This window comes from Pantoea sp. BS_8 (assembly GCF_041954965.1).
Lineage (GTDB): Bacteria > Pseudomonadota > Gammaproteobacteria > Enterobacterales > Enterobacteriaceae > Pantoea > Pantoea stewartii.
In genome coordinates, this window is record NZ_JAVAXU010000003.1 from 208,437 (window position 1) to 234,307 (window position 25,871).

Annotated in this window: 24 protein-coding genes; 7 read left to right on the top strand and 17 right to left on the bottom strand. The window is 56.3% G+C overall.

What is annotated here, in order from left to right; genetic code table 11:
• Positions 1-259: 259 nt before the first annotated feature.
• Genes RAC65_RS09860 through RAC65_RS09870 form a run of 3 tightly spaced genes read left to right on the top strand, consistent with a single transcriptional unit; the run spans position 260 to position 1,968 of the window.
• A complete protein-coding gene (locus RAC65_RS09860) occupies positions 260-628 on the top strand; it encodes an ArsC family reductase (protein WP_133745420.1) in 369 nt (122 codons plus the stop codon).
• 1 nt (position 629) lies between these two features.
• Positions 630-1,757, top strand: coding sequence for a succinyl-diaminopimelate desuccinylase (gene dapE, locus RAC65_RS09865; RefSeq protein WP_324021087.1), 1,128 nt, complete (start codon positions 630-632; stop codon positions 1,755-1,757).
• Positions 1,758-1,779: 22 nt separating this feature from the next.
• Positions 1,780-1,968, top strand: coding sequence for a YpfN family protein (locus RAC65_RS09870; protein ID WP_006120420.1), 189 nt, complete (start codon positions 1,780-1,782; stop codon positions 1,966-1,968).
• 37 nt (positions 1,969-2,005) lie between these two features.
• Here the strand turns inward: RAC65_RS09870 and ypfH are convergent, their stop codons facing one another.
• From ypfH to dapA, 6 genes are all read right to left on the bottom strand, one after another.
• A complete protein-coding gene (gene ypfH / locus RAC65_RS09875; RefSeq protein ID WP_006120422.1) occupies positions 2,006-2,686 on the bottom strand; it encodes an esterase in 681 nt (226 codons plus the stop codon).
• A 73-nt stretch (positions 2,687-2,759) separates the two neighbouring features.
• Complete coding sequence (locus RAC65_RS09880; protein ID WP_375096643.1) at positions 2,760-4,733, bottom strand: tRNA(Met) cytidine acetyltransferase TmcA; 1,974 nt, start codon at positions 4,731-4,733, stop codon at positions 2,760-2,762.
• Positions 4,730-5,593: a neutral zinc metallopeptidase gene (locus RAC65_RS09885; RefSeq protein ID WP_006120429.1), complete on the bottom strand. Its 864-nt coding sequence runs from the start codon at positions 5,591-5,593 to the stop codon at positions 4,730-4,732. Before RAC65_RS09885 ends, RAC65_RS09880 begins: the two co-directional genes overlap by 4 nt.
• 129 nt (positions 5,594-5,722) lie before the next feature.
• Complete coding sequence (gene purC / locus RAC65_RS09890) at positions 5,723-6,436, bottom strand: phosphoribosylaminoimidazolesuccinocarboxamide synthase (RefSeq protein WP_033740988.1); 714 nt, start codon at positions 6,434-6,436, stop codon at positions 5,723-5,725.
• 143 nt (positions 6,437-6,579) lie between these two features.
• A complete protein-coding gene (gene bamC / locus RAC65_RS09895; protein ID WP_033740841.1) occupies positions 6,580-7,611 on the bottom strand; it encodes an outer membrane protein assembly factor BamC in 1,032 nt (343 codons plus the stop codon).
• 14 nt (positions 7,612-7,625) lie between these two features.
• Entirely contained in the window at positions 7,626-8,504 is an 879-nt protein-coding gene (dapA, locus tag RAC65_RS09900) for a 4-hydroxy-tetrahydrodipicolinate synthase (protein WP_033740842.1), read from the bottom strand.
• A 110-nt stretch (positions 8,505-8,614) separates the two neighbouring features.
• Between dapA and RAC65_RS09905 the strand changes: the two genes are divergently transcribed.
• Together RAC65_RS09905 and bcp are read left to right on the top strand one after the other, a co-directional pair.
• A complete protein-coding gene (locus RAC65_RS09905) occupies positions 8,615-9,229 on the top strand; it encodes a glycine cleavage system transcriptional repressor (protein ID WP_375096644.1) in 615 nt (204 codons plus the stop codon).
• Positions 9,230-9,373: 144 nt separating this feature from the next.
• A complete protein-coding gene (bcp, locus tag RAC65_RS09910) occupies positions 9,374-9,841 on the top strand; it encodes a thioredoxin-dependent thiol peroxidase (RefSeq protein WP_006120436.1) in 468 nt (155 codons plus the stop codon).
• Between the two features lie 37 nt (positions 9,842-9,878).
• On the opposite strand, the gene RAC65_RS09915 is transcribed toward bcp, so the two are convergent.
• From RAC65_RS09915 to RAC65_RS09925, 3 genes are all read right to left on the bottom strand, one after another.
• Positions 9,879-10,958, bottom strand: a complete 1,080-nt coding sequence (locus RAC65_RS09915) for an AI-2E family transporter (protein ID WP_375096645.1) — start codon at positions 10,956-10,958, stop codon at positions 9,879-9,881.
• 197 nt (positions 10,959-11,155) lie between these two features.
• Positions 11,156-13,111 (bottom strand): glycoside hydrolase family 127 protein, encoded by a 1,956-nt coding sequence (locus tag RAC65_RS09920; RefSeq protein WP_375096672.1) that lies wholly within the window; start codon positions 13,109-13,111, stop codon positions 11,156-11,158.
• Between the two features lie 10 nt (positions 13,112-13,121).
• Positions 13,122-14,522 (bottom strand): MFS transporter, encoded by a 1,401-nt coding sequence (locus tag RAC65_RS09925; RefSeq protein ID WP_058707716.1) that lies wholly within the window; start codon positions 14,520-14,522, stop codon positions 13,122-13,124.
• A 248-nt stretch (positions 14,523-14,770) separates the two neighbouring features.
• On the opposite strand from RAC65_RS09925, the gene RAC65_RS09930 reads away from it, so the two are divergent.
• Positions 14,771-15,592, top strand: coding sequence for an AraC family transcriptional regulator (locus RAC65_RS09930; RefSeq protein WP_039339919.1), 822 nt, complete (start codon positions 14,771-14,773; stop codon positions 15,590-15,592).
• Positions 15,593-15,659: 67 nt separating this feature from the next.
• Here RAC65_RS09930 and RAC65_RS09935 read toward each other — a convergent pair whose 3' ends face one another.
• The 8 genes from RAC65_RS09935 to RAC65_RS09970 all read right to left on the bottom strand — a co-directional run bounded on the left by RAC65_RS09935 (position 15,660) and on the right by RAC65_RS09970 (position 23,659).
• Positions 15,660-17,225 carry a sensor domain-containing diguanylate cyclase gene (locus tag RAC65_RS09935; protein ID WP_033740847.1) on the bottom strand — a complete coding sequence of 522 codons (1,566 nt, stop codon included), beginning with the start codon at positions 17,223-17,225 and terminating at the stop codon, positions 15,660-15,662.
• A 154-nt stretch (positions 17,226-17,379) separates the two neighbouring features.
• Positions 17,380-18,210, bottom strand: coding sequence for a phosphodiesterase (locus tag RAC65_RS09940; RefSeq protein WP_375096646.1), 831 nt, complete (start codon positions 18,208-18,210; stop codon positions 17,380-17,382).
• An 11-nt stretch (positions 18,211-18,221) separates the two neighbouring features.
• The gene (locus RAC65_RS09945; RefSeq protein ID WP_033740849.1) at positions 18,222-19,208 is read right to left on the bottom strand and encodes an ABC transporter ATP-binding protein; all 987 of its coding nucleotides are present in this window, start codon (positions 19,206-19,208) and stop codon (positions 18,222-18,224) included.
• Entirely contained in the window at positions 19,205-20,020 is an 816-nt protein-coding gene (locus tag RAC65_RS09950; RefSeq protein ID WP_039339924.1) for an ABC transporter permease, read from the bottom strand. Before RAC65_RS09950 ends, RAC65_RS09945 begins: the two co-directional genes overlap by 4 nt.
• Positions 20,017-20,898, bottom strand: a complete 882-nt coding sequence (locus tag RAC65_RS09955; protein ID WP_033740851.1) for an ABC transporter permease — start codon at positions 20,896-20,898, stop codon at positions 20,017-20,019. The genes RAC65_RS09950 and RAC65_RS09955 overlap by 4 nt, the downstream gene beginning before the upstream one ends.
• Positions 20,898-21,920, bottom strand: coding sequence for an ABC transporter substrate-binding protein (locus RAC65_RS09960; protein WP_039339928.1), 1,023 nt, complete (start codon positions 21,918-21,920; stop codon positions 20,898-20,900). Before RAC65_RS09960 ends, RAC65_RS09955 begins: the two co-directional genes overlap by 1 nt.
• Positions 21,904-22,929: a substrate-binding domain-containing protein gene (locus RAC65_RS09965; protein ID WP_039339930.1), complete on the bottom strand. Its 1,026-nt coding sequence runs from the start codon at positions 22,927-22,929 to the stop codon at positions 21,904-21,906. Before RAC65_RS09965 ends, RAC65_RS09960 begins: the two co-directional genes overlap by 17 nt.
• 124 nt (positions 22,930-23,053) lie before the next feature.
• Positions 23,054-23,659, bottom strand: coding sequence for a DsrE family protein (locus RAC65_RS09970; protein ID WP_375096673.1), 606 nt, complete (start codon positions 23,657-23,659; stop codon positions 23,054-23,056).
• Positions 23,660-24,404: 745 nt separating this feature from the next.
• Between RAC65_RS09970 and RAC65_RS09975 the strand changes: the two genes are divergently transcribed.
• A complete protein-coding gene (locus RAC65_RS09975; RefSeq protein ID WP_033740854.1) occupies positions 24,405-25,868 on the top strand; it encodes a M48 family metallopeptidase in 1,464 nt (487 codons plus the stop codon).
• Positions 25,869-25,871: the final 3 nt, after the last annotated feature.

Genomic DNA, 25,871 nt, shown 5'->3' on the forward strand with positions numbered 1-25,871 from the left:
ACATTTCAGCAAAGCCTTAGCCTGACAGGTTTCGCGGGGTGCTTAACCAGGACGTAGCCTAAAAATGGCATTTAAGGAAATTCTTAAAGGAGAAGTGATAAACCAGGAAATCATTAGCGCTCAAACTGAAACCGTTTACGTACACCTCAGGGCTGTCTGTTTACGTATTTTATTCGATGCGGAGCGCCGCTGGCGGATGCTGCATAAGATCACACTATGGTAAACTGCTCAGCGCATTTTTACGGGACAGGAGTAGGCGATGAGCGGGCAATGGGTCATGTTTGGCATTAAAAATTGCGACACAATCAAAAAAGCACGGCGTTTTTTAGAGGCGGCCGGCGTGGATTATCGCTTTCATGATTACCGGGCTGACGGCCTGACCGACGAACAGCTCCAGCAGTTTATCGATGTCCTCGGTTATCAGGACCTGCTGAATACGCGCGGTACCACCTGGCGCAAGCTGCCCGAATCCGAGCGTGACAGCATTACGGATGCCGCCAGCGCCAAAGCGTTGATGCTGGCGCAGCCCGCGATCATTAAGCGCCCTGTGCTGCGCACCGCCGATGGCACCTTGCTGCTGGGTTTCAGTGAAACCCTTTACCAGAATCTTCTTCAGGAGAAGTCATAATATGTTTTGTCCGGTCATTGAGCTGACGCAGCAGCTTATTCGTCGTCCCTCTCTCAGCCCCGATGACGCCGGATGCCAGGCGCTGCTGATTGCCCGCCTGCAGGCAATCGGCTTCCACATCGAAACCATGAACATCGACGACACGCTGAACTTCTGGGCTACGCGCGGTGAAGGGGAAACCCTGGCCTTTGCTGGTCATACCGATGTGGTGCCACCGGGTGACGCCAGCCGCTGGATCAATCCGCCATTTGAGCCGACCATTCGCGACGGCATGTTGTTTGGTCGTGGTGCTGCCGACATGAAAGGCTCGCTGGCCGCCATGGTGGTTGCCGCAGAACGTTTTGTCGCAGTCAATCCTCACCACAAAGGGCGACTGGCGTTTCTGATTACTTCTGACGAAGAAGCCAGCGGCACCAACGGCACGGTCAAAGTGGTCGAGCGGCTGATGGCGCGTAACGAACGTCTCGATTATTGCCTGGTCGGCGAACCCTCCAGCAGCGAAATCGTGGGCGACGTCGTGAAAAACGGCCGCCGTGGCTCGATTACGGCTAACCTGACGGTACATGGGGTACAGGGCCATGTGGCCTACCCACAGCTTGCCGATAATCCGGTACACCGCGCGATGCCCGCGCTGAATGAACTGGTGGCGACCGAATGGGATCAGGGCAACGCGTTCTTCCCGGCCACCAGTATGCAGATCGCCAATATCCAGGCAGGCACCGGCAGCAATAACGTGATCCCCGGTGAACTGTTCGTGCAGTTCAATTTCCGCTTCAGTACCGAACTCACCGACAGCCTGATCCAGCAACGTGTGACAGAACTGCTGGATCGCCATCAGTTGCGCTACACCATTGAATGGAAGCTGTCCGGTCAGCCCTTCCTGACGTCACGCGGTAAACTGGTGGATGCCGTAGTCAACGCCGTTACGCACTATAATGAAATTAAGCCGCAGTTGCAGACGTCTGGTGGCACCTCTGATGGGCGTTTTATTGCCCGCATGGGGTCGCAGGTGGTCGAACTGGGGCCTGTGAATGCCACGATTCACAAAATCAACGAGTGCGTGAAAGCATCCGATTTGCAGATGCTGAGCCGGATGTATCAACGCATCATGGAACAATTGATCGCCTGACAGCGAGGAAAGGAGCGGGCCTGTGGAGTTTATTAAAGATTACTGGTGGATCCTGGTGGTCCTGCTGATGGTCGGTGTGCTGATGAATGTGTATAAGGATTTGAAACGCATCGATCACAAAAAGTTTATGGATAACAAGCCCGATCTCCCGCCTCATCGTGATTTCAACGACAAATGGGATGACGACGAAGACTGGCCGAAGAAGAAATAACGCGTTTGCGCCCTCGCGGTCGCGAGGGCGTGCCCGGTTACATTGTCATAATCACATCATCATCGCCGGGTTTAGCCCCGCCCAACGCCTCGTCAAAGTAGCGTTTCGGCACCGTGTACTGCAGATGATGCAGGGCAAAATTCATGCTGCGGTGGTCGATGGCGTGGGCCAGATCGTCCACAACATTCAGCGTGACGTCACCGCCGAGTGCGGTTAAACGCTGTTCGGCCTGATGAGCATGTGCCAGTGGCACGCGGTCATCATAATCGCCATGAATCAGATGCACCGTCGTGCGGGTGCTGGCGCTCTCCGGCAGGGTAATAAAACGTCCGCTGAACACCACTGCGCGGCCCGCCAGATCGTTGTGCGCTTTGATGCCCTCCAGCACCATGCTTCCGCCCTGTGAAAACCCGACCAGCGCCGTGGCTTCCGGACTTATGCCGCTCTGCTGCTGCCAGTGACGAACGGACTCAACAAACTGCGGCATACTGGCGTTAACGCACTGCTGCTCGCTTTTATCATGAAGTCCGGCCTCACTAAACCATTGACCGCCAGGCCCTGGCGATCCCACCGACACGACCAGCGCCGCAGGGAAGGTTTTCGCAAACCAGCTGCCAATTTCCCCCATGGCGTCAGGGTTATCACCCACGGCATGGTAAAGCAAAAACAGCTGGGCAACTTTTGGGGGTTGCTGAACAATTACATATCTCAGTGTCATATCGACCTCCTGCTACTACTCTACGCGCCCTGGCGCAGGATCATATTGGGAATATTTGAACGAGTTGGTGGATTTATTGCAATTGCTGACGAAACCCTTCGCCATCAATGCTTTGCAACGCCAGAAGTGCTTCTGCGGCTTCCGCGCGCAGTGCGGTGATTAACGCCTTGCGTCCGTTTAGCTGCGCGGTCTGCGCCAGCCGGGACAGATTGGTGTCGGCCCTGACGGCCTGCCTGAGAAGGCGTAACGGAGCCTGGCTGACAATGACCAGACGCTGGAGCACCGCCAGGCTTGCTTCAAACGGGCGTTGTGCCCAGGCGAACCCGGCTGCGAGCCGGGCATCAAACGGGGTAAACGCGCAGTCATCGGCTGCGGACAAGGGCAATGCCAGTGGTAGTGGTATATGTGCGCTGAGAAATGACCAGTCCCGCGCCAGCTGCTGCGCCGCTTTCTGCTGCAACTGCCTGCCGGACGACGTCAGTCCCAGCAGCGCCATCGCGGCATAGCAACCACTGCTGGCTTCGCGCTGGCTGCCAATGCGCGCTAACGTAAAGCCACAGGCGCGCCAAAACGCCCATAACGCTTCAGTGTAGCCGAAACTCACCGAGATATAGTCGTATCCGGTCGCCGCCGCGCAGGCCGCCGTGACCAGTTGCCTGCCGGTTCCCTGACGGCGTCCGCGAGGTGCCACGGCAATCCGGCTGATACGTAAAGCCCGCAGCGTGGCGGCGTCGGTGAAACCGGCATGGGCCGCCAGTGACTGCGCCACCAGATTGCCGCGCGGCCGTCTGTGGCCCGCCCATACTGCCTGAGCTAACGCCTCGCTCAGTCCGCCCTCTTCCACCAGCCAGAGCGCGCCCTGCAATGCCGGGACAGTGCCCGCCAGCCACAGGTGCATACCTGGCGCATCCAGCAGACGGCGTAAATCCAGCGGTGAGGTGCGATAATGAGCGCTGGTAAGCAGCTGATAAGCCGCCCGTAAGGCGGGCATATCCGTGCGTTCCGCCCGACGCGGACCGCCCACTCTCGCAGGGGGCATATCGGGCGTTTCTTCAAACAGTAGCGCCTGATTCAGCCAGTTTTCCAGCGGATCGTTGAGCGCCCAGCGCAGCGGTTCATCCAGCGTAAAATGGCGCACCTGCTCCAGCTCCGCACAAAACTTCAGCATGAAGCCACGTCCGCTGCCTTCATAACCCTGAATGGTCGTTACCAGCAACACGCGACGAAAACGCGCTACCAGCGCATGCAGCAGCGGTGCGGGAATCGCCGCCGCCTCATCGACAATAAGCCAGTCAACGTCTGGCACGGTTTCCAGAGCCAGAATGGCATCGGGCGCCATAAAGCGGTAGTGCTCACCCGCGAAGGCAGACAGGACGCCCGTGGCCACTTTTGCCGGGGCGGTAATAAGGCAACGTGTGTTCTGGCGGGCGAGCATCCCGGCCAGAGCCGATTTCCCTCTGCCGCGTGCAGCGGTCAGGACCGCCACGCCTGCAGAAAGGCCGTTCAGCTGGCATAGGATTGTCTGCTGCTGGACGGTTGCCTGACTGTGCCATTCCGGTAAGGCTGGCCAGTCGGGCACGTTAAGTGGCGACGGCTGCCGCAGTAAGAGTCCCTGCGCATCCTGTTCGATCAGGCGTTGCAGATGGCGGATAAAGTGAGGTGTGGCAATGGGTTCGCTGACGTCGGCCCAACGCAGGCTGTCCGCGTCGGGTTGCTGTGGCCACTGTCGCCACGGCGGCACTAACAGCAGCAGCCAGCTGCCAGCCGTCAGCGTGCCCGCCAGCGCGGCGAATGCCTCGGCATGAAAGCCCGATCGGGCATCGAAGACGGCATGATGAAACTCACGCCCCAGTAAGGTACGGAACGCCGCTGGCACACAATGCGGGCCGGGGCCGAGAGGGACGTCACTCAGGCACAGCCAGTCGCCCGCCAGTGCGTCGAACCAGCGCGCAGCCATCGTCAGGCTGTAGTCAGCATCACCACTGATAACGGCTACCCGCCGTATGCCCGCCGACGCCATCGCGCGGCTGGCGGCCGCCAGCGTCATCCTTTACCGGCGAAGGTATCGCACTGGCCAGGATTGCCGGTGTCAAAGCCACGCTTAAACCAGGTATAGCGCTGTTGCGATGTACCATGGGTAAAGCTGTCGGGCACCACGCGCCCCTGACTTTTCTGCTGCAGGCGATCGTCGCCAATAGCTTCGGCGGCATTCAGGGCTTCCTGCAAATCGCCCACCTCAAGGATCTTCTCCTGTTCCATATAGTGGCCCCAGACGCCGGCAAAGCAGTCGGCCTGAAGTTCCATTTTAACGGACAGCTGATTGATCTGGCTTTGGCTGGCGCCCTGCTGCATCTGGCGTACACGGGGCTCAATGCCCAGCAGCTTCTGCACATGGTGGCCGACTTCGTGTGCAATCACATAACCCTGCGCAAAATCACCGCCTGCGCCCAGTTTGTGTTTCATTTCGTCATAGAACGAAAGATCGATGTAGACGGTCTGGTCTGCCGGGCAATAAAACGGTCCCATAACCGACTGCCCGGTCCCGCAGCCGGTGCGCGTGGCACCGCGATACATTACCAGTTTGGGTGGCGTGTACTGCTTATGCATTTGTCTGAACAGCTTGTCCCAGGTATCTTCGGTCGTCGCCAGAATGACCGAGGTAAATTTGGCCGCTTCATCCTGATGGGGATCGGCGCTGCGCTGTTGCTGTTGGCTACCCGGCGTCGCCTCGCCGCCCGTCAGCAACGGCGTCAGGTCATAACCGTAATAACCCGCGACGGCGACCAGAATCAGCATGATAATGCCCGCTTTACCGCGTGGCAGAGGAATGCGTCCTCCTCCCATGCCTGATGACTGATTACGGCGGTCTTCAACATTGTCGCTTTCGCGACGTCCTTGCCAGCGCATGTTTTGCTCCCTGTGGCCTGTTATGCAGATGGCATGATTTTAGTTGTGTGGGGCCGCAATCACCAGCTTTCCACCAAAATGAAAAAGGAGAGCCCGCGCTCTCCTTTTGCCGGCAGACGAAGGGCAGACTCAGTCCAGCTTCACGCCCAGGCGACGGGCCACCGCTTCGTAAGCTTCAATCAGGCCACCCAGGCTCTGACGGAAGCGGTCTTTGTCCATTTTATCCAGCGTTTCTTTGTCCCACAGGCGCGCACCGTCCGGGGAGAATTCATCACCCAGCACGACCTCGCCTTTAAACAGGCCAAACTCCAGCTTGAAGTCCACCAGGATCAGCCCGGCATCATCAAACAGTTTGCTCAGTACGTCGTTCGCCTTGTACGTCAGCTCTCGCATCCGCGCCAGGTTTTCTTTACTGACCCAGCCAAAGGTTTCGCAGTAGGATTCGTTGACCATCGGGTCATGCTTCTCGTCATCCTTCAGGAACAGGTCGAACAGCGGGGGATTCAGTACCATGCCCTCTTCAACGCCCAGGCGCTTAACCAGCGAACCCGCTGCGCGGTTACGAACGACGCATTCTACCGGTACCATCTCAAGCTTTTTCACCAGCGCTTCGTTATCCGACAGCAGGGCTTCCATCTGCGTCGGAATGCCCGCTTCCTGCAGCTTCGTCATGATGAAATGGTTGAACTTATTGTTGACCATGCCTTTGCGATCAAACTGCTCGATGCGGGCACCATCGCCTGCTGATGTATCGTTGCGGAACTCAAGTATCAGCAGATCCGGGTTATCGGTGCTGTATACGGTTTTCGCTTTACCGCGATACAACTCAGCTCGCTTTTGCATCTTATTAACTCCAAACATGAAAGATCCGGTTCTGAGGCAACATATTCAGGTCGATTGCCGTGACGCAATCGATTACCTCGACGTGCGCTATTATGCCAAAAAACAAAATAAAAAGGCCGGAGAATCTCCGGCCTGGGGTAATTTTATTTGTTCATTGCGGCCTGGAACACCGACACCAGCGCATCATTTTGCGCCTGCGTCAGCACATGGCCTTTAGGATCAATGAATTGCAGACTGGTTCGGTTATCGAGATCGCCAACCTGAACCTTGTAATCGCCGTTTGGCAGTTCAGGATCTTTGGCGCCAAGGCTGTCCCAGGTGCTGCTGCCCGGCGCTTTGTAGGTCACTTTCATGCTGCCGGTTGAACGGGTCGTGTCCGTGACGTCCATGCCGACGCGTTTCATTGCCGCAGGCAGGCGCTGCCAGGCGACGTTGAACGGCGTACGTAATACCAGCATAGGCAGGCCGGTATCATCCGCTGCACTCTGCACATCAATCGCACCGTTCACGCGGCCCGCTGCGGCGTTTTCATTCGCCGTGGCAACCTTGTCCATGCCCGCCGCAATCTCATTCAGCATCTGCGCGGTATAGCGTTGGATCTGCTCTGGCGAGGTGATGTTAGTGCCTTCCTGCTGCAGTTCCAGCAGACGCACGGTCAGCACCTGCTGATAGCTCTGTGATTTCACACTGATCTGGTAACGCCCGCGATATTGCTTGTCTTCATCTGCGCGGTTCCACTGCACCCAGTCGGTGGTCAGCTGCTGTCCGGCGTCATTGCGCGACGCAATCGGGAAGTTTTTCGCCTGCACAACGCCCACAACCTGCGACCAAATTGATCCACGGTTGTTGTCGAAAATCAGTGCGCCGGTGTTATTGCTGAACTGCGCGCGTGAGCCGTTCATCAAGGCCAGCGGCTGCGCCGGTGGACGGATATCCAGCTGCTTGCCAACCGGTGCCTGACTGGTTGACGGTGGGATATCGTATTCGCCGTTCTGAACAGGCAGAATCATGCCCGGCGGCGCTTTTAACTCACGCAGCCCGCTGGCCTGCAGGTAAGATTCATCACCGCTGACCTGGCGCTTATAACGCTGATCGTTCGAACAGGCCGACAACAGCATCAGGGTGGAAAGCCCCACCACCGTTGCAATCGTTGACCGCTTTACTGAGTAATTCATTCACACTCCCTAAATTATCGCAAACCCGCTTTCACCAGCGCCTGCTCCACTTTTGGCTGTGCAACCGCCGTCAGTGGCGTCATTGGCAGACGCAGCGTGTCATTAGCGATTAATCCTAGCTGTTTTGCCGCCCATTTAACCGGGATTGGATTAGGTTCACAGAAAAGCGTCTGATGCAGGTGCATCAGACGCTGATTCAGACGGCGAGCTTCAACGAAATTGCCCTGCTGTGCCAGTTTGCACAGTTCGGCCATTTCGCGTGCTGCTACGTTTGCCGTCACCGAAATGACGCCGTTACCGCCCAGTTGCATAAAGTCCAGTGCGCTGGCGTCGTCGCCACTCACCAGGATGAACGCATCATCAACCAGCTCTTGGATCTGGCTGACACGCGATAAGTTCCCGGTTGCCTCTTTGATTCCGATAATATTTTTGATTTCAGCGAGGCGGGCAACGGTTTCCGGCAACATATCACAACCGGTACGGGAAGGGACGTTATACAGCATCTGCGGCAGGCTGGTGCTCTCGGCAATCGCTTTAAAGTGCTGGTATAAGCCTTCCTGGGTAGGACGATTATAGTAAGGTGTGACCGTCAGGCAGCCAACAACGCCTGAATTTTCAAATCGTTTGGTCAGCGAGATGCCTTCCGCTGTCGCATTGGCGCCGGTGCCGGCAATCACGGGAATACGCCCATCCGCCAGATCCAGGGTTTGCAGCACCACATCACCATGTTCTTCATGGCTCAGGGTAGCTGATTCGCCGGTGGTGCCGACGGAAACGATCGCCGCAGTACCGCTGGCGACATGGTAATCAATCAGTTTTTTCAAACTCGCACGGCAGACATTACCTTTGTCATCCATCGGCGTAACGAGTGCAACAATACTTCCCGTAAACATTGGCGATCCCCTCGACAAACAAGTGCTTCATGGTACGGTTTACACTTAGGGAAAAGCAAGCAAGCTCCGCTATTCCCGCGCTTGTCAGCAGTTTTTTTTATGTTTACCTTATGGTTATTAGCAAATGCACAGGGAATCCTATTTTGTCGCAATCTCAACCCCATCACTTGGTGATCACCGCTCTGGGTGTTGACCGTCCGGGTATCGTTAATACGATTACTCGCCACGTCAGCAGTTGCGGTTGCAACATCGAAGACAGTCGCCTTGCCATGCTTGGGGATGAATTCACGTTCATTATGCTGCTGTCCGGCAGCTGGAACGCGATCACGCTGATTGAGTCCACGCTCCCGCTCAAAGGCGCAGAGCTGGAACTGCTGATCGTGATGAAGCGTACGCACGCTACCGCACGCCCACCGATGCCCGACACGGCCTTTATCCAGGTCGAGGTGGCTGACTCACCGCATATCATTGAGCGCTTTACGGATCTCACTGATAAGCACCAGATGAACATTGCGGAACTGGTTTCACGTATTCAGCCTGCTCAACACGGCAAGCCCGCCACACTCTATATTCAGATGACGGCACACAGCCCGACGCGCAGCGACGGCCCGGCATTTGAACTGGCGTTTAATGCGTTATGTCAGGAACTGAATGCACAGAGTTCGTTACGGCTTTACAGTCTGAGCGATGCGGACACCCACGAACTGGTTGTACCCGGCAGGTAAAGACGAGCGCCTCGCAGACTGTTCTGCTACGTTAAAAGTACGGTCAGGTGAGGAAACCGTCTGAAATTGATAATTTTCCATTTGGCTGTTTCTCGCCTCATGGTGTATTAACCACAGCATGAACCGAAAAAATGGAGAGATGTGATGAATCCACTGAAAGCCGGTGATACCGCACCGAAATTTAGCTTGCCCGATCAGGATGGCGAACAAGTGAATTTAGCCGACTTCCAGGGTCAGCGCGTTCTGGTCTACTTTTACCCTAAAGCCATGACGCCAGGCTGTACCGTTCAGGCATGTGGTCTGCGTGACAACATGGATGAGCTAAAAAAGGCGGGCGTTGAAGTCCTGGGAATCAGTACGGATAAACCGGAAAAGCTGTCACGTTTTGCAGAAAAAGAGCTGCTTAACTTCACGCTGCTGTCGGACGAAGATCACCAGGTATGCCAGCAGTTTGGCGTCTGGGGTGAAAAAACCTTTATGGGTAAAACCTACGACGGCATCCACCGCATCAGTTTCCTGGTCGATGCCAACGGCAAGATTGAAAAAGTGTTCGACGATTTCAAAACGTCCAATCACCACGACATCGTGATGGACTATCTTAAGTCTGCATGAGCCTCTCAGGGCGCGGTGAAAACCGCGCCCTGATTGTTTACCGACTCAGCGTTTCGTCAAGCGTGGCATCCGGCCAGGCATGCACCACCGCCTTCACCAGCGTGGCGAGCGGAATCGCAAAAAATACGCCCCAGAAGCCCCATAACCCACCAAAGATCACCACGGATAATATAATCACCAGCGGATGCAAATTAACCGCTTCGGAGAACAACACCGGAACTAACACATTGCCGTCCAGCGCCTGGATGACCAGGTAGACGGTCAGCAATGTCCAGAATTCCGTGCCCAGCCCCCACTGAAACAGGGCGACGCCAATGACCGGTATCGTTACCAGCATGGCGCCAATATAGGGAATCAGGACCGATATGCCCACCAGCACCGCCAGCACCGCCAGCAGAAGAGAGTAGTTGAGACCGAGATACAGAAACGCCAGCCAGCTGGCGATGCCGACGACGATCATCTCCAGCACCTTGCCACGAATATAGTTGGTGATTTGCTGATTCATTTCCTGCCACACTTCGGCGGCCAGACCACGGTTTCGCGGCAGAACACGTCGCACGGCGTTCAGCATCTGGTCTTTGTCTTTCAGCAGAAAGAACACCATCAGGGGCACCAGCACCAGATAAATCATCAGCGTCATCAACCCGACCAGCGAGGCCAGTGAGTATTTCACCAGTGAGTCACCCACGCCGCTCAGACGACCACGCAGGTTCTCGACAATCACATCAATAATGCCGGCATCGACCAGCGCCGGGAAACGTCGGGGCAAATCGGCCGCGTAGAGATAGAGCTTGTTGAGCATGTTAGGCAGATCCCGCGTCAGGTTAATGCCCTGCTGCCACGCCACAGGCGCGACGATCAGCACTAACACCAGCAGGATGCCGGCAAACAGCACCAACACAATGCTGGTGGCCCAGCTGCGCGTGCAGCCAATACGTTGCAGACGCACGGTTGGCCACTCAAGCAGATAAGCAAGCACCACGGCCACCAGCAACGGTGCCAGCAGGCCACTCAGGAAGAACAGAATGCAAAATCCCGCCAGCAGAATCACCAGCAGGCCAATCGCCTGTGGGTCGCTAAAACGGCGTTTGTACCATTGAATCAATAAAGCCAGCATGCCGTTGGGTCCATGACGTCATAAGGGGCCACGATTGTACCGGATATTTGGGGGCTGAAAAGGCGCGAAAACCGCGCTGACGAAAAATCCTCGCCGCTGGCGACAGGCCGTTGAACACCGCAGACGCTACGAGTCAGATCGCGCCTGCGGCATTTCAGACCGGACACCGGGCCCGGCTGCTGGCAGAGATGACGCCGTTATGCCTCATTCACCCAGATACGCATCTCCCCTTCTCCGCGATTGGCCCAACAGAACCAGGGAATAAAGGTTAAGGTCTGGGGTTGCGCCAGCGCAGGTGCCTGATCGTAATGCCACAGCAGCTGTTGCTCAGGTTCACGCGCCGCTTTTCTGATCCCTTCCGCCTGAATCAGCACCTTGTGCGCAAAAACCCCCTTCCCTGCAAAGGTACGGAATGTCGCCGACGCAGGCAGCCACAGATTATGTAACTGCTCGCCGTTATCCGCCTGTTCCAGGCAATAGATCAAGGGCCCGCGCTGAACGGCCACCTTGCCCGCCACATGGCGCACCAGCGGATTACCGTAAACCCGGCGCACCGGCATGGGCAGGGTTAACGTTACCGTATCGCCTTCCTGCCAGTGACGGGTCAGATACAGGTAACCTTTGCGCGCCGCCTCGTTCACTTCCGTCCCGTTACAGGTTATCTGCGGCGACGTACACCAGTCGGGCAGGCGCAAGGCCAGCGTATGGTTCACAGGCTGGGTGGAATCGATGGTGATCGTGACGGTTTCCTGCCAGGGAAGATTACCGCTGATCCTCAAGCCCAACGTTTGATTGCCAACCGGGATCTCGACCCGGTTACCAATATAGAGATTGATAAACAGCGCATCCTCGCGCGGCGTATAAACATAGTGGCCGAGAGAGGTCAGCAAACGGGCGATATTGGGTGGGCAGCAGGCGCAGCCGAACCAGCGCTGACGAACCGGTTTCACATGATCGTAAATATGATTAAAAGGCAGGCTTTTCGGATGGACTTCCAGCGGATTGACGTAAAAGAAATGTTTTCCGTCCAGCGCCATACCACCCAGCACTGTGTTATACAGGGCGCGCTCCATGACATCGGCGTACTGGCTGTCCGCCTCCATTTCCAGCATGCGACGGGCAAACATCATCAGCCCAATCGAGGCACAGCTTTCGGCATAAACCGTATCGTTCGGTAAGTCGTAATCGCTACTGAACGCTTCACCGCTGCTCTGCGAACCGATGCCGCCGGTAATATAGAGCTGTCGCTGCGCCATGTTGTGCCACAGACGCAGACAGTCCTGTCGTTTCGATTCATCCTGGCTCAGCCGTGCGAGGTGCGCGACACCGGTCATCAGATAGACAAAGCGCACGGCGTGCCCCACCGCCTGCTGCTGTTCCGCAAGAGGTTGGTGCGCCTGGCTGTAAGCCTTGTCCTTGATCATCCACGCGGGCCCATAGGTGTGCCAGTACGACGTCTGACCACGCTTCTGGTACTCATCATCATAGAAGTGCGGCTGCGTTCCCCGCTGCGTGACAAAATAGTCGGCCAGCGCCATGTAGCGCGGCTCCTGGGTCACGTCATACAGCCGCATCAGCGCCAGTTCGATCTCCGGGTGACCAGGATAACCGTGCAGCTGCTGCTCGCCGGGGCCAAACACGCTGTCGATGTGATCGGCGAGTTTGCACACCACCGCCAGCAGTCGTCGTTTGCCGGTGGCCTGAAAAAACGCTACGCCCGCCTCAATCATATGTCCGGCGCAGTAGAGCTCATGACACTCGGCCAGATTCGTCCAGCGATCCTGCGGGGCTTTTACCGTAAAGTAGGTGTTGAGATAGCCATCCTCACATTGCGCCGCCGCGACCAGCTCTATGACCTCATCGGCGGTCTTCTCCAGCTCAGCATCCGGCTTCTGACACAGTGACCAGGCCACGGCTTCCAGCCACTTTGCCACGTCGCTGTCCTGGAACACCATCCCATAGAATTCGCCCGTCTGCTGGCCCGCCGCAATGCGGAAATTGGCTATGGCATGGCTCGGTTCGGCGTCGTCAACACGATCGTTAAGCGCGGCCCATTGATAAGGGATCACCACGTCCCGCACCAGATGCTGATACTGACCAAGAAACGGATCGTGAATCTGGAGCTTATGCAGATCGACTTCATTTACAGACATCATGCTCTCCTTAAGACTGGACATGGCGAATACGCAGGTCATGCGAAATCTGCGCCATCATCGGGTTAGTCAGCTTGCAGGCACGGACGGTAAAGGCCAGCAGCAGGTGAAAGAGGGCCGGTAACAGCGTTTCCATTGCGGTAATCGCATGCAGCGAAGCCGGGGTTTGATTGCCTGTGCCCGGTTTATAGGCCACCGCAATAAACAGCAGGCTGATGATGACGGCACTGGATGCCCATGCCAGCTTGATAAAGAACAGGTTAAAGGCGAAATTCATCCCCGATGACCGGACGCCGTTTTTCCACTCGCCATAGTCATCGGCAAAGGCCATCAGGGCGAAGTGCAGCGGCAGGGTAAACCCAAGAATGACACCATTACTCAGAATGACCACCAGCCAGAGACCCTGCCACGCCGGCCCAACCGGCAGAAACCACATGCACAGCGCCACCGCCGCCAGCACGATATTGGTCCAGAAGTAAAGCCGGACGGTATCAATGCGTCTGGAAAGCGGATTCACGATGAACGAGCCCAAAATGGAGGCTAAGGTCACCATGGTAAAAAACAGGGAGGTATAGGCCGTGCTTCCCTGAAGGACATAGGTAATGAAGTACATGTAGCCGCCGCCGCGGATGTTGAAGACGTTAATCAGCAAAAAGGACATCAGCAGCATCAGTAACAACTGATCGTTTTTGCGTAACCCGGCCAGATGTTCCCGCAGGGTGAACTTGCCCAACGTATCCAGCGGTACGCGCTCCCGCACCCAAAAGAAACAGCACAGAAACATCACCACCGCCAGTCCGCACAGGATCCCGACCCCTGCGCGATAGCCGAGCACCGCGTTTCCTTTTCCCAGTTCAGCGACCAGCCACGGCAGCCCTACTGAGACCAGAAAGCCAGCCACACCACACAATACAAAGCGCCAGGACTGACAGGACAACACTTCCGAGTGGCGCGTCGTCATGGTGTTAATCAGCGCGCAATAGGGCACATTGATGGCGGTATAGCTGAGTGAGAGCAGCAGATAGGTCGCAAAGGCCCAGACCATTTTCATGTCCATGCTAAGCGCGGGCGCGGTGAAAGTCAGCGTGCCAATAATTCCGACAGGCAGGGCTATCCACAGTTGCCAGGGACGAAAGCGGCCCCACCGGCTGTGCGTGCGGTCCGCTATCACGCCCATCACCGGATCTGATATCGCATCAAAAATGCGCAGCACCATAAACAGCGTACCGACCAGCGCTGGCGTTAAGCCAAACACATCGGTGTAGAAAAAGGTTAGAAAATTCGTTATCAGGCAGGTAATGACGGTGCCACCGGCGTCACCCAGTCCGTAGCCGATTTTTTCACGCAGGGACAGTATCTGCTGTGTGTTCGACTGCGCCAGTGTGTTCTGTTCAAGTGTCGTAGACGTCATAAAGTCTTCCTCATGCAGGACAGAGAGGGTTGCCCGCTTTATAACGGGCTTATCGGTGTTTTGGCGCCTTACCCGATGTATTCTGTCAGGAATCGGCTAACCCACAAGAGAACGAAAAAGTATAAAAAAGGGAGGATTCCGACCTGAGCGTTAAACTGTGAGCTTGATCAGACACGGCGGCTATTTTTAGTTAATAATCAGGGAGAAGAGTCTAAAAAACGCTATCAGCAGCGGGAAAAGGCATCATGATGTTCGACTTATCCATCGCGTTTCCGGTTCGGGTGCAAAACGGCGGTCTGTTTATTTCGCGCGGGACAGGGTCACATCCGGCGCGCAGACTGACCTCCTGGGAAATTATTTTCGTTGAGCGTGGGCAACTCACTATCCGTGAGGACGACGTGCTGTTTCGCGTGACGGCGGGAGAAAGTTTACTGCTCAGGCCCGGGCACTGGCATGTGGGAGAAGGCGTATTTCCGCCTGATCTGAAATTTTACTGGCTGCATTTCGACTGGTTGAAACATCCTGTACCGCAGACAACGTTACACCAGAGCCTGCTGCACCTTCCTCAACATACGCGCGTAGGCGATCCGGCTTATGTCATTGCCCTGTTCCGGCAGTTTCTCAGTGAACAGCAGAATATTCACCGTAGCGTGGCGCTGGAGTGTATTTTACTGCTTATCCTGCAGCAGCTTACCGTCCCGGCCATGCAAGAGAACACCGTTGACAGCCCCGGTGCCGATCTGGCCTGGAAGGCGAATCAGCTGATTCGCACGCAGTATCATTTGCCCCTGTCCACCTCGGGTCTGGCGAAAACGCTGCACTGTAATGCAGATTACCTTGGGCGGGTTTACCGGCGCGTTTTCCGCTTAACGCTGACGGAAGCCATTCACCGCCAGCGTATCGTCATGGCAGAAAAATTGCTGACCGGGGATTCCCTCTCGTTAACCGATGTGGCGCGTCAGTGTGGCTTTAATGATGTCGGATACTTTCGCCAGATTTTTCGCAAGCTAACGGGCTTAACGCCCGCCAGCTGGAAGCGACGCTACTGCCGGGAACATATCAATTCCTGAGCGCAGCCCTGCTGCATCGGGCATCGTTTCTGCCTTCAGACGATGAAAGGGGTGCGCCGCTTTCGCGCTATTTCGCGACGACAGTGCAGTTACGTCCTGCGTTTTTGGCCTGATAGAGCGCATCGTCGGCACGCTTCAGACTGGTTTCCAGCGGCACGCGGCGTGCACTCCATTCGGCCACGCCAATTGAGAGCGTGATATTGCCGACATTTTCCACCGCCTCGCCTGCGATGCTCAGACGTATGCGCTCAGCGATGGCCTCGGCGTCGGCCAGACTGGTATCCGGTAACAGCATCAGGAACTCTTCCCCGCCGTTACGGCTGACAATATCCTGCTTTCTGGCGCTTTGCTGGAGCGTTCTGGCCACCTGCTGGATCACCCGGTCGCCGACGTCATGGCCCCAGTTATCGTTAACGTTTTTGAAATGATCGATATCCAGTGCCAGCACGGCAAAAGGCTGTTGCAGCGTCTGGAAATAATCGAGCACGGCATTCAGGCCACGTCGGTTGAGGAGCTGGGTCAGCGGATCGGTTTGTGCCTCAGAGCTCAGACGGCCAATCTTATCCTGCACCAGCCCGATACCGGTCAGCAGGGCACGTTTCACCTGCGCCGCCTCAAAATACCAGGCATGAATGCCGCCGATATCGTTGGTGGCGCTCTGACCATCAATCTTGCTGGCTTTGCGGGCCAGTTGCCAGAGCGGCATAGCGATCATCCGGGCCAGAATCACCGCCACCAGCAAGGTCAGAAGCGCGAAGGGAACCGAGTGTTTCAGGACTTTAAGTATCAGACCCGACAGCGGTTGCAGCGTCGCGTCTACCGGTTTTAGCGCCACGACCATCCAGCCCGTGGTTGGAACGATGGCATAGCCCGCCAGCCGGGTGGGTTTGTCGGTTTCTGTTAACACCAGTGAACCGTTATCTTTTTCCTGCCGTTCACGGTCGCTCAACAGCGGCGGTATGGTTTTGCCAACCAGTTGCCGGTTCTGGTGATAGAGCACCTGATTATTGCTGTCGAGCACAAAGACGCTGGTGCCGTCCCGGTAAAACTGTTCACCCAGCAGGGCATTCAGAATGCTTTTCTTTTTCAGGTAAATGGTGCCGCCGACATAACCGAGATAGTGTCCCTGACTGTTCCAGATGGGCCATGAGACAAAGATAAGCAGGTTATTGGCGGCGGAAACCGTGGGCTTGCTGATCATGGGCTGCCGGGTTTGCAGCGCTTCACGTGACGCATCACTGGTCAGATGCATGCCGGTCAGGGTCAGCGACTCCGGCGAGATGGCCCGCACCGTACCGTTTTCATCCACGACGGCCACCGAGTTAAAACTGTCCGTCTGCTCGCGCAGGCGATTCACTTCCGTTTTTAACAGTTCTTCGTTATCGAAATCCTTTCCCAGTACATTGGCACTAAAGTGCAACTGTGACTGCGCCAGACGAAAAAAAACCTCACTGGTCGAGGCCAGCTTAGCCGCGTAGGCGCGGTTGGCTTCCAGCGTACTGTCGATCAGCACCATGCGCTGCACGCGCCATGTGGCATATAAATTATTGGCCAGGGTGATAACGATGCTGATGATGACCAGCAGCGCAATAAGCGTGCGTAAGTCAGCTCTTGGACGGAAATTCATTAACATGGCGTTGACGCCACAGTGCGAAAATTCATTGTGCTGTGCCTGGCTCTGTTGTTTTTATCATATCGCGGTTCTACAGCCTGTAAGTCTACACGCTGTAGGACATTTTGAGCAGGCTTAAGCACAGTACAGTTCAAAAAATCGCCCTGACGCGCATTTAATCGATTAAACCGTTTTCGTCATAGAAGGGCCAGGGGCCGTCGTAGTCGCCGATTGCGCACTGGTGGGTGGTCATGCCCTGCTCCCGTTGCCAGCGATGCAGCAAAAACCCCGCCGGTTCCAGCACAAAATTGGCCGGGCCATCCGGTTGCAGATCCAGCGCAACCTGGTGAGAAACGCCGGGCGCAATACAGGCCAGCGTGCCGGCAAACCGCGTCTGAACAGCCCGATGTACATGCCCACACAGCACCCGTTCAACCTGGGGATGGCGGGCAATAATCGCCGCCAGTGCTTCGGGCTGACGTAATCGCTGACGGTCCATATGATCAATACCGCAGACAAACGGCGGATGGTGCAGCATCACGAATGTGGGCATGTCTGGTGACGCAGTGAGTGCGTCATCCAGCCAGCGAAGCTGCCGATCATCAAGTTCACCCCATGGCTGGTGCGGCACGCTGGAATCCAGCGCCAGTAGCTGGACGTCCCTGACGATAAGCCGCCAGTTGAGCGTCGGGCCCTGTTGCAGATAAGTGTGATCGGGAAACGCGGCCCGCAGGGCCTGGCGGTCGTCATGATTACCTGCCATCAGGTAAAAGGGCCGTTCCAGCCCCTCCAGCGCCTGGCGCAGCGTCTGGTACTCTGCGGCGGTGCCGAAATCCACCAGGTCACCGGTAATCACGACCACGTCAGGACGCGGTTGCAGTGCATTCAGCGTGGCGATGGCCCGCAGTAACGCCGTGTGCGTATCGACTTTCTTATACGACAAACGCCCCTGCGCTTTAATATGTAAGTCACTGATCTGTGCGATCAGCGTAGGATTAGCGGACACTCTTTCACTCCTTAAGCGGTAAATTCCAGCGCGGCCTGCCCGGCCAGTGACCAGCTGATACGCTGCCCGGCATGCCAGTTTTCGCGCGCGTGACGCTCAACCTGGATGGGCTTATCCAGGCCAATATCGATCTGCAGGCGTTGAGAGGCACCGAGAAAGGTGCTGGCGACGATACAGCCGTGTCGGGCATAGCGCCCCGCTTCTGCCAGCAGGACATCCTCTGGACGACAGAATCTCACCGGCTGCCCCTGCTCATCGGTTTCAATGCAGTTAATCGCGCCCACGAAGTCCGCCACAAAGCGCGAAGCCGGACGCTGATAAATGGCCTGCGGCGTCGCAATCTGGACCAGGCGGCCCTGCTCCATGACCGCAATACGGTCGCCCAGTGCCATGGCTTCCTGCTGATCGTGCGTCACATAGACGGCGGTAATCGCCAGCTTTTTCAGCAGATCGCCGATGTCTGCGCGCAGGCGTTCGCGCAGTTTGGCGTCCAGCGCCGCCAGCGGCTCATCAAAGAGCAACACTTTAGGCCGGGCCGCCAGGGCTCTTGCCAGCGCAACGCGCTGCTTCTGACCACCAGAGAGTTTATCGATATGGCGCTGGGCCAGTGCAGTCAGATCGACCAGTTCCAGCATCTCCTGGACTCGTGCCTCGCGTTCGGCACGCGGGATGCCCTGCACTTTCAGGCCGTAGGCCACGTTTTGCGCCACGTTGAGATTGGGAAACAGCGCATAGTTTTGGAACACCATCCCGACGTTACGTTTTTCAATCGGCAAATCGGTCACGTTGCGATCGTCAAACCAGACTTCACCCGGCGCATCGGTACGCTCCAGGCCACTGATAATGCGCAACGTCGTGGTTTTGCCACAGCCCGATGGCCCCAGCAGCACCAGGGTTTCGCCAGCGTGCACGCTGAGATCCAGAGGATGCAGCGCCTGGTGATGCGCAAAACGGCGCGCGCAGCCGCGCAACGTAACGTTAACAGCATCGTTATTCATGCCTTTTCCTCGCTGAGTGGCTGACGTGACTGACGTTCAAGCCAGTGATTACAGGCGTTAAGCATCAGCAGCAGGGGTAAAATCATTAAAATGAAGATCAAGGTGTACGCCGAGCCGACTTCCAGCCGCATGGAGGCATAGCTGTCGGCCAGGCCCACAGGCAGCGTTTTGGTCAGCGGTGTATGTAACATCCAGGTAATATTGAATTCGCCGACCGACAGCGTTGTCACCATAAAAGCCCCGGCAAGAATGCCGTTACGGCAGTTGGGAACCACCACGGTGAAAAAACGCTGCCAGAAGCCTGCCCCTAGGCTGGCGGCTGCCTCTTCCAGTCGGGGCAACTGGATAGCCTGCATCACGGCCAGAACCGGGCGAATCATAAACGGCAGCGTAAACAGCACATGGCCAATCAGGATAAAGACCCAACTGTCGCGCAGGCCGGAAAACTGGCCGTACAGCAGGATAATCCCCAGCGCCGTCGCCAGGCCCGGTAGCGCCACGGGCAGCATCAGGCACTCTTCAATACGTGACGACCAGCGCGACGGCGACTTGAGTAATCCCCAGGCGGCGGGCACGCCGACAACCATCGTGACAAGCAAACAGCTCACCGCGATCATCAGCGACAGCCAAAACGTGTCGCTGTACATGTCCCACACCTGTTCAACCCACTTCAACGTCAGCCCACTACGCAGGCCGACAAAGTCGTTTTGCGTGACGCCCGCCAGCATGGATAACACCACCGGCACAATCATGAACAGGGCGGTCAGCGTCGTGATCGCGATTTGCAGCCAGAACAGTCCACGCCGTTTCATGAGGTCTTCTCCTCCCGGGATTGGGTCAGTACACGTGCCAGCATCAATCCCAGCCAGGCCACCGCGCCCATGACCACCGACAGCGCCGCCGCCGTGGCGAAGTTGGCATAGTTAGTAAACTCGCCGTAAATCGTGAGCGGCAGTACGCTCAGGTCGGTGCCCAGCGTAAAGGCGGTGCCGAATGCGCCCATACTGGTGGCAAAACACAGTGCACCGCTGGAGAGCAGTGCCGGTTTCAGGCCCGGCACAATCACGTCACAAATAATGCGCCACTGGCTGGCGCCCAATGAGCGGGCGGCCTCCTCCAGCGAACGATCCAGTTTTTCACTGGCGGCGACCAGCGTGACAATGGCGCGGGGCAGTGAAAAGTAGAGATAGCCAATAAACAGCCCCGTGAGCGAGTAGGCCAGCGTCCAGCGTTCATGAACTAGTTGCATACTGATCTGCGCCAGCACGCCCTGCCGTCCCGCCAGCATCACCACTAAAAACCCGACCACCACACCCGGGAACGCCAGGGGGAACGTGAGCAACGCCAGTAAGGTGCCGCGCCCGGCGAAGCGCTGGCGAGCCAGAAAACAGCCCACCACGCTGGCAATCGCGAGCGTGACCAGTGTGACCGCCAGCGACAACAGGACGGTGTTAAACAGGCTTTGCAGATACTGGGGCTGGGTAATCACTGTCCAGTAACCACTGTGCCGGGTGCTGCGATCCGGCGTCATGCCCATCTGTAATAAACGGGCAAAAGGCAACAGCCAGAAGGCGGCAAAAAACAGTAAGGCCGGCAGCAGCATCCATGGCCAGTTGGCCCCCTGCTCACGTCGGCGAGACCGGTGGCGCGAGGCCACCGGTAAACCGCTGCGGGCATTCGACAAGGCCATTACCGAATCTCACTCAAATAACGGGCAGAGAAGGCTTTCTGTGCATCAGCCATCTGCTGGTAGTCAACAGTATGGGCGCGCGCGTAATCGCTGTCGGGCAGGAAGCGCTTTTTAGCCTCTGCGGACATCGCAGAAGGCCGCACCGGGCGCAGATAGGCGTTAGCCCAAATCGCCTGCCCTTTATCCGACAGCACGTAGTCCATCACTTTCTTGCCATTGGCAGCATGCGGGGCGTTTTTTACCAGACTGATGACGTAAGGCACCGTCACCGTGCCTTCCTGAGGAATGACAAAGACGACGTTGGCGTGATCTTTATACTTCGCGCGATAGGCATTGAAGTCGTAATCCAGCAAAATCGGGATTTCGCCAGAGATAAGGCGGGCATAGGCGGTTTGTTTAGGCACAATCGGCTTGTTGGCCTGCAGCTTTTTGAACCACGTCAGCGCGGGGGTAAAATCCTGCATCGTGCCCCCTTTCGCCTGGTTCACCGCCACGGCGGCGACATAGCCGACAAACGCACTGGCGGGATCCAGATAACCCACCATGCCTTTGTATTCTGGCTTCAGCAGGTCGTCCCAGGACGTCGGCACCGGCGCGCCGCCCAGAGCATCGACGTTAACCATAAACCCCATGGTGCCAGAGTGCAGCGCGACCCACTTACCCTGCGGGTCTTTCATCCCTGCCGGAACCTGATCCCAGTTGGCGGGTTTGTAGTCGGTCACCACGCCCGCCTGTGCCGCCTGAATCCCAAAACTGACACCGTAATACACCACATCGGCGACGGGGTTATTTTTTTCGGCGACGAGCTGCGCCAGGGCCTGGCCGGAATTTTTATTATCCTGCGGCACGACAATACCGGTGTCTTTTTTGATCGCCTGGAGCTGTGTCGCCCAGTCTGCCCATTCCGGTGGGCAGTTGTAGCAAATCGCATTCTCCTCGGCCTGCGCCAGCGGGCTGGATAATGCACAGGCGGTAAGCAACGCCGCGCTGGCAAACAGCGCAATTTTATTGTGTGTAGACATGATGTTTTCCTGATGTTGAAGAATGAAAAATTGCTGCGATGCTCTCGCCTGAACGCAGGTGGTGGTCCAGTAAGCGCGAAGCCTCAGCAGACGAATCGAGAAGCATATCGATGGCGCAGGCACCCAACTGCTCGCTGGGCTGCACCACGCTGGCCAGTGAAGGCGAAAGCTGTTCACCGATGGCAATACCATCGAAGCCCATAACAGACAGCTGTAGCGGTACGTTAATGCCTGCACGCGCGGCCGCCCCCATCAGGCTGATGGCCAGGAGGTCGTTACTGCAAATTACGGCGGTCAGCGGATCGCTGCCCGTCATCAACGGTAAAAAGGGATCGAACAGGGCGTGAATGTGGCTGGGCATATCAACCAGCGCGCTGGGCGTAAAGCCTGCCTGCTGCATCGCATCGCAATAGCCGAGGTAGCGCTGACGTGCACGGTCAGACTGCAACATCGGCCCTGCCGCCATGACAATATGCCGATGGCCCAGCGCGATCAGGTGCGCAGTGGCTTCTGCCATTGCCCGGCGGTTATCCACACAGACGCTGCGCCAGGCGGTGTTCTGCGGCATGTTATGCGCCAGAACGAAAGGCATGCGGGCTTCAGCCAGGGTGGGTAATACGGCGCTGCTGTCAGCATCTGACACGGTCAGGACCATCCCTGCTACGCGCTGACGCAGCATGTGTTCAACGATCGCCGCCTCACGTTCTGGCTGATAATCCGTTGTCGCGACCAGCAGGCCATAACCCGCCAGCCGGGCCTGGTGCTCCATCGCCTGAAGCTGTAACGCAAACACCGGGTTACTGAGTGATGGCAGCAGTACGCCCAGAGTGGTCGAACTCTGCGTACGGAGCTGGCGCGCAATATGGTTGGGGCGAAAACCCAGTGCTTCCGAGGCATCCAGCACCTTTTTCAGCGTGCCGGGTTTAAGCAGATGGGGATCGGAAAAGGCACGTGCGGCGGTGGCGCGCGAAACCCCAGCCCGTTCTGCCACACGAATTAAGTCACTCATTTCACCCTCGTCAGTCGCCAATGAGATCGATCTCATTGGCGCTTACACTAAAGGCGTTTTATGACATGCACATCGCGGAAAGATGACGTTAAGGTGACAGCGGCGCGCACCGCCATCGCGAGACTTACAGCATCAAAAAGGCATAACCCTGGTTTTGCAGCGTGGCAACGGTGGTGCCGCTGGAGATCGTGTGGGTGACGCGCGTATCAATCCAGTCACGCTCGAAATGGTGAAACGCCACTGACTGATCGCAAATGGACACTTTCACGCCCGCCTTTTCCAGTGCGCTAATTAACTGGAGGTTAGGATTATCCACCCCGTATGCTTTATGAAACTGTTCATTATTCAGTGCGGCGGGAACGGCATCACTGTTAATTGACACGACGAAATTCAGTTTACCTAACGGTACACCTGCGGCGTAATAGAGATTCGTGACGCGTGCCACGCGCTCCAGCCCCAGATTAGGCCGACGAATATCGCCTTCACTGCGATTAATTTGAAAAACAATTTTATTACTGAGATCCGCTACCGTGCCGGGTTTATACGCGGGTGTATCCACATAATGTATTTTTCCATAGCCCTGAATGGCCGGAGTGCTCCAGTAATCACTGGGTTCTGTTTTACTGGCAACTTTACCGCTGACCTTGTCGACTAATACTGGCAACTGCATAACATTCCCGCCAATAAATCCCGCTACCGCCGCTACCATAATAAAGGCTGCTGGTCGCATCACTCACTCTCCTGCTGTTTAAATCTGATGTATACCGTGCTACCGCAACGTCGGCGGCTCCTGAAGATGACGGCGGCTTATCTATATCACAGTGGTACAGCGCGGAGAGCAGCTGAAATTCTTAATAGCATTTTGTCGGGACGGCCATAAAATAAAAACGGAGCGTGATAAAAAGTATTTTTTATCGACCGTGTTTTTTCTTTCTTATTTAAGGTGGTTCATAAAGCGTGTCACGATTCGTGATTGGATAACGCGATTTCCTGGCGCTTCCTTGCCAGCCATAAATAGCCTGTCGGCAATAAAGGCATTTTCACCATCAATATTTTTAATTTACCTTTCTGATAATCGTTACGGTACAGGGCCTTTTTTTCAGAGAATACCTGGGAAAATGGCCAGTATGTTCAGTTTTTTTGTTGCTTTTCAGCGCGTCCGCCGTGTGGCTACCCGGCCCGCATGTCAGTCCGCGTGTATCTTTGTATTCGGCCCTTGCGTTTATGCCAACGTTGTCGGACATTTTCATCCGGACAGGCTGTTATTCAGGCGCTTTGCAGATCATTACACCGTCAAATTTTTTCGTCAGGTTTGAAGCATTATCACAATCCTGCCGCGCAGTGCGCGCGACAACGTCATTTCATTCTTCATGCCCTGTGGTTAAGATACACAGGACGCCTCGCTATTCGTGGGTAAAACAGAACATATTAGCGGCTTACCTGTCCCATTCAGGGATTCATTACAGGATTCAGGCATGTTGAACCGGTTAAAAAAAACGCTGATTGCTGCGCTACTCCCTGCACTCACGTTATCCTGTCCGCTGACCTCGCAGGCGGATATCAGCGACTCCCTGCCGGATATGGGCACGACCGCAGGCTCTACGCTGTCGATTAATCAGGAGTTGCAGATGGGGGATTTCTATGTGCGGCAACTACGTGCCAGCGCCCCGCTGATTAACGATCCTCTGCTAAATCAGTACATCAATCAGCTCGGTCAACGGCTGGTTTCTCACGCGGACGCGGTTAAAACGCCTTTCCACTTTTTCCTGATTCAAAATGATGAACTTAACGCCTTTGCGTTTTTTGGTGGCAATGTGGTGTTGCACGCCGCGCTATTCCGCTTCACCGATACTGAAAGCCAGCTGGCCTCGGTGATGGCGCACGAGATCTCCCACGTGACGCAGCGCCACCTGGCGCGGGCGATGGAAGATCAAAAGCGCAATGCCCCGCTGACCTGGGTAGGGGCTTTGGGATCGATCCTGCTGGCGATGGCCAGCCCACAGGCGGGCATGGCCGCCTTAACCGGTACACTGGCGGGTACCCAGCAGGGCATCATCAGTTTTACGCAGAATAACGAACAGGAAGCCGACCGCATTGGTATTCAGGTTTTGCAGCGCGCGGGCTTTAACCCGCAGGCCATGCCGGACTTTCTGCAAAAACTGGCCGATCAGAGCCGGTTTTCTTCCAAACCGCCTGAAATTCTGCTGACTCACCCCTTACCAGACAGCCGTCTCGCCGATGCGCGCAACCGGGCAAACCAGATGCGCGCGGTGGTAGTCCAGTCTTCTCAGGACTTTTATCTGGCAAAGGTGCGCACGTTGGGCATGTATCCGACCGGCCGTAATCAACTGACCGATGAGTTACTGAACCAGTATGCCAACGGTAATGCACGCGAGCAGCTGGCTTCCCGGTACGGTAAGGCGGTGCAGTTTTTGCAGGCCAAAAACTATGGCGAAGCCAAAAGGATTGTGACGCCACTTTTGGCTAAGCAGCCTGAGAACGTCTGGCTGCTTGACCTGATGACGGATATTGATATCGGCCTGAATCAGCCACAGCAGGCCATTGCACTGTTGACCGCGACGCAGGCGGCTAAAACCAGCCCGGTCGTTCAGCTCAACCTGGCGAACGCTTATGTTGAAGCGAAGCAACCCGCCAATGCCAGCCGCATTCTGAACCGCTATACATGGACACACAAAGATGACACCAACGGATGGGATTTGCTGGCTCAGGCTTCAGCACAGCAGGGCCATACCGACGAAGAGCTGTTTGCCCGTGCCGAAAGTCTGGCCTTAAATGGTCAGATCGCTCAGGCCATCAGTGCCCTGAGCCAGGCCAGTGCCCAGGTGCCGCTGGGGAGCCTGAAACAGGCGCGTTATGATGCGCGCATCGATCAGTTGCGCCAGTTGCAGCAACGCTTTAAGCAATATCAGAAAGGATAAGCA

What these genes read in the sequence shown, in the direction of transcription:
- ypfH (WP_006120422.1), bottom strand. Translation starts at nt 2,686, where the DNA reads ATGACACTGAGATATGTAATTGTTCAGCAACCCCCAAAAGTTGCCCAG.
- RAC65_RS09970 (WP_375096673.1), bottom strand. Translation starts at nt 23,659, where the DNA reads ATGCGACCAGCAGCCTTTATTATGGTAGCGGCGGTAGCGGGATTTATT.
- dapE (WP_324021087.1), top strand. Translation starts at nt 630, where the DNA reads ATGTTTTGTCCGGTCATTGAGCTGACGCAGCAGCTTATTCGTCGTCCC.
- RAC65_RS09880 (WP_375096643.1), bottom strand. Translation starts at nt 4,733, where the DNA reads ATGACGCTGGCGGCCGCCAGCCGCGCGATGGCGTCGGCGGGCATACGG.
- RAC65_RS09955 (WP_033740851.1), bottom strand. Translation starts at nt 20,898, where the DNA reads ATGGCCTTGTCGAATGCCCGCAGCGGTTTACCGGTGGCCTCGCGCCAC.
- RAC65_RS09860 (WP_133745420.1), top strand. Translation starts at nt 260, where the DNA reads ATGAGCGGGCAATGGGTCATGTTTGGCATTAAAAATTGCGACACAATC.
- RAC65_RS09935 (WP_033740847.1), bottom strand. Translation starts at nt 17,225, where the DNA reads ATGTTAATGAATTTCCGTCCAAGAGCTGACTTACGCACGCTTATTGCG.
- RAC65_RS09920 (WP_375096672.1), bottom strand. Translation starts at nt 13,111, where the DNA reads ATGTCTGTAAATGAAGTCGATCTGCATAAGCTCCAGATTCACGATCCG.
- bamC (WP_033740841.1), bottom strand. Translation starts at nt 7,611, where the DNA reads ATGAATTACTCAGTAAAGCGGTCAACGATTGCAACGGTGGTGGGGCTT.
- RAC65_RS09885 (WP_006120429.1), bottom strand. Translation starts at nt 5,593, where the DNA reads ATGCGCTGGCAAGGACGTCGCGAAAGCGACAATGTTGAAGACCGCCGT.
- purC (WP_033740988.1), bottom strand. Translation starts at nt 6,436, where the DNA reads ATGCAAAAGCGAGCTGAGTTGTATCGCGGTAAAGCGAAAACCGTATAC.
- RAC65_RS09925 (WP_058707716.1), bottom strand. Translation starts at nt 14,522, where the DNA reads ATGACGTCTACGACACTTGAACAGAACACACTGGCGCAGTCGAACACA.
- RAC65_RS09965 (WP_039339930.1), bottom strand. Translation starts at nt 22,929, where the DNA reads ATGAGTGACTTAATTCGTGTGGCAGAACGGGCTGGGGTTTCGCGCGCC.
- RAC65_RS09945 (WP_033740849.1), bottom strand. Translation starts at nt 19,208, where the DNA reads ATGAATAACGATGCTGTTAACGTTACGTTGCGCGGCTGCGCGCGCCGT.
- RAC65_RS09905 (WP_375096644.1), top strand. Translation starts at nt 8,615, where the DNA reads ATGGTTATTAGCAAATGCACAGGGAATCCTATTTTGTCGCAATCTCAA.
- RAC65_RS09975 (WP_033740854.1), top strand. Translation starts at nt 24,405, where the DNA reads ATGTTGAACCGGTTAAAAAAAACGCTGATTGCTGCGCTACTCCCTGCA.
- RAC65_RS09950 (WP_039339924.1), bottom strand. Translation starts at nt 20,020, where the DNA reads ATGAAACGGCGTGGACTGTTCTGGCTGCAAATCGCGATCACGACGCTG.
- dapA (WP_033740842.1), bottom strand. Translation starts at nt 8,504, where the DNA reads ATGTTTACGGGAAGTATTGTTGCACTCGTTACGCCGATGGATGACAAA.
- RAC65_RS09915 (WP_375096645.1), bottom strand. Translation starts at nt 10,958, where the DNA reads ATGCTGGCTTTATTGATTCAATGGTACAAACGCCGTTTTAGCGACCCA.
- RAC65_RS09960 (WP_039339928.1), bottom strand. Translation starts at nt 21,920, where the DNA reads ATGTCTACACACAATAAAATTGCGCTGTTTGCCAGCGCGGCGTTGCTT.
- RAC65_RS09930 (WP_039339919.1), top strand. Translation starts at nt 14,771, where the DNA reads ATGTTCGACTTATCCATCGCGTTTCCGGTTCGGGTGCAAAACGGCGGT.
- bcp (WP_006120436.1), top strand. Translation starts at nt 9,374, where the DNA reads ATGAATCCACTGAAAGCCGGTGATACCGCACCGAAATTTAGCTTGCCC.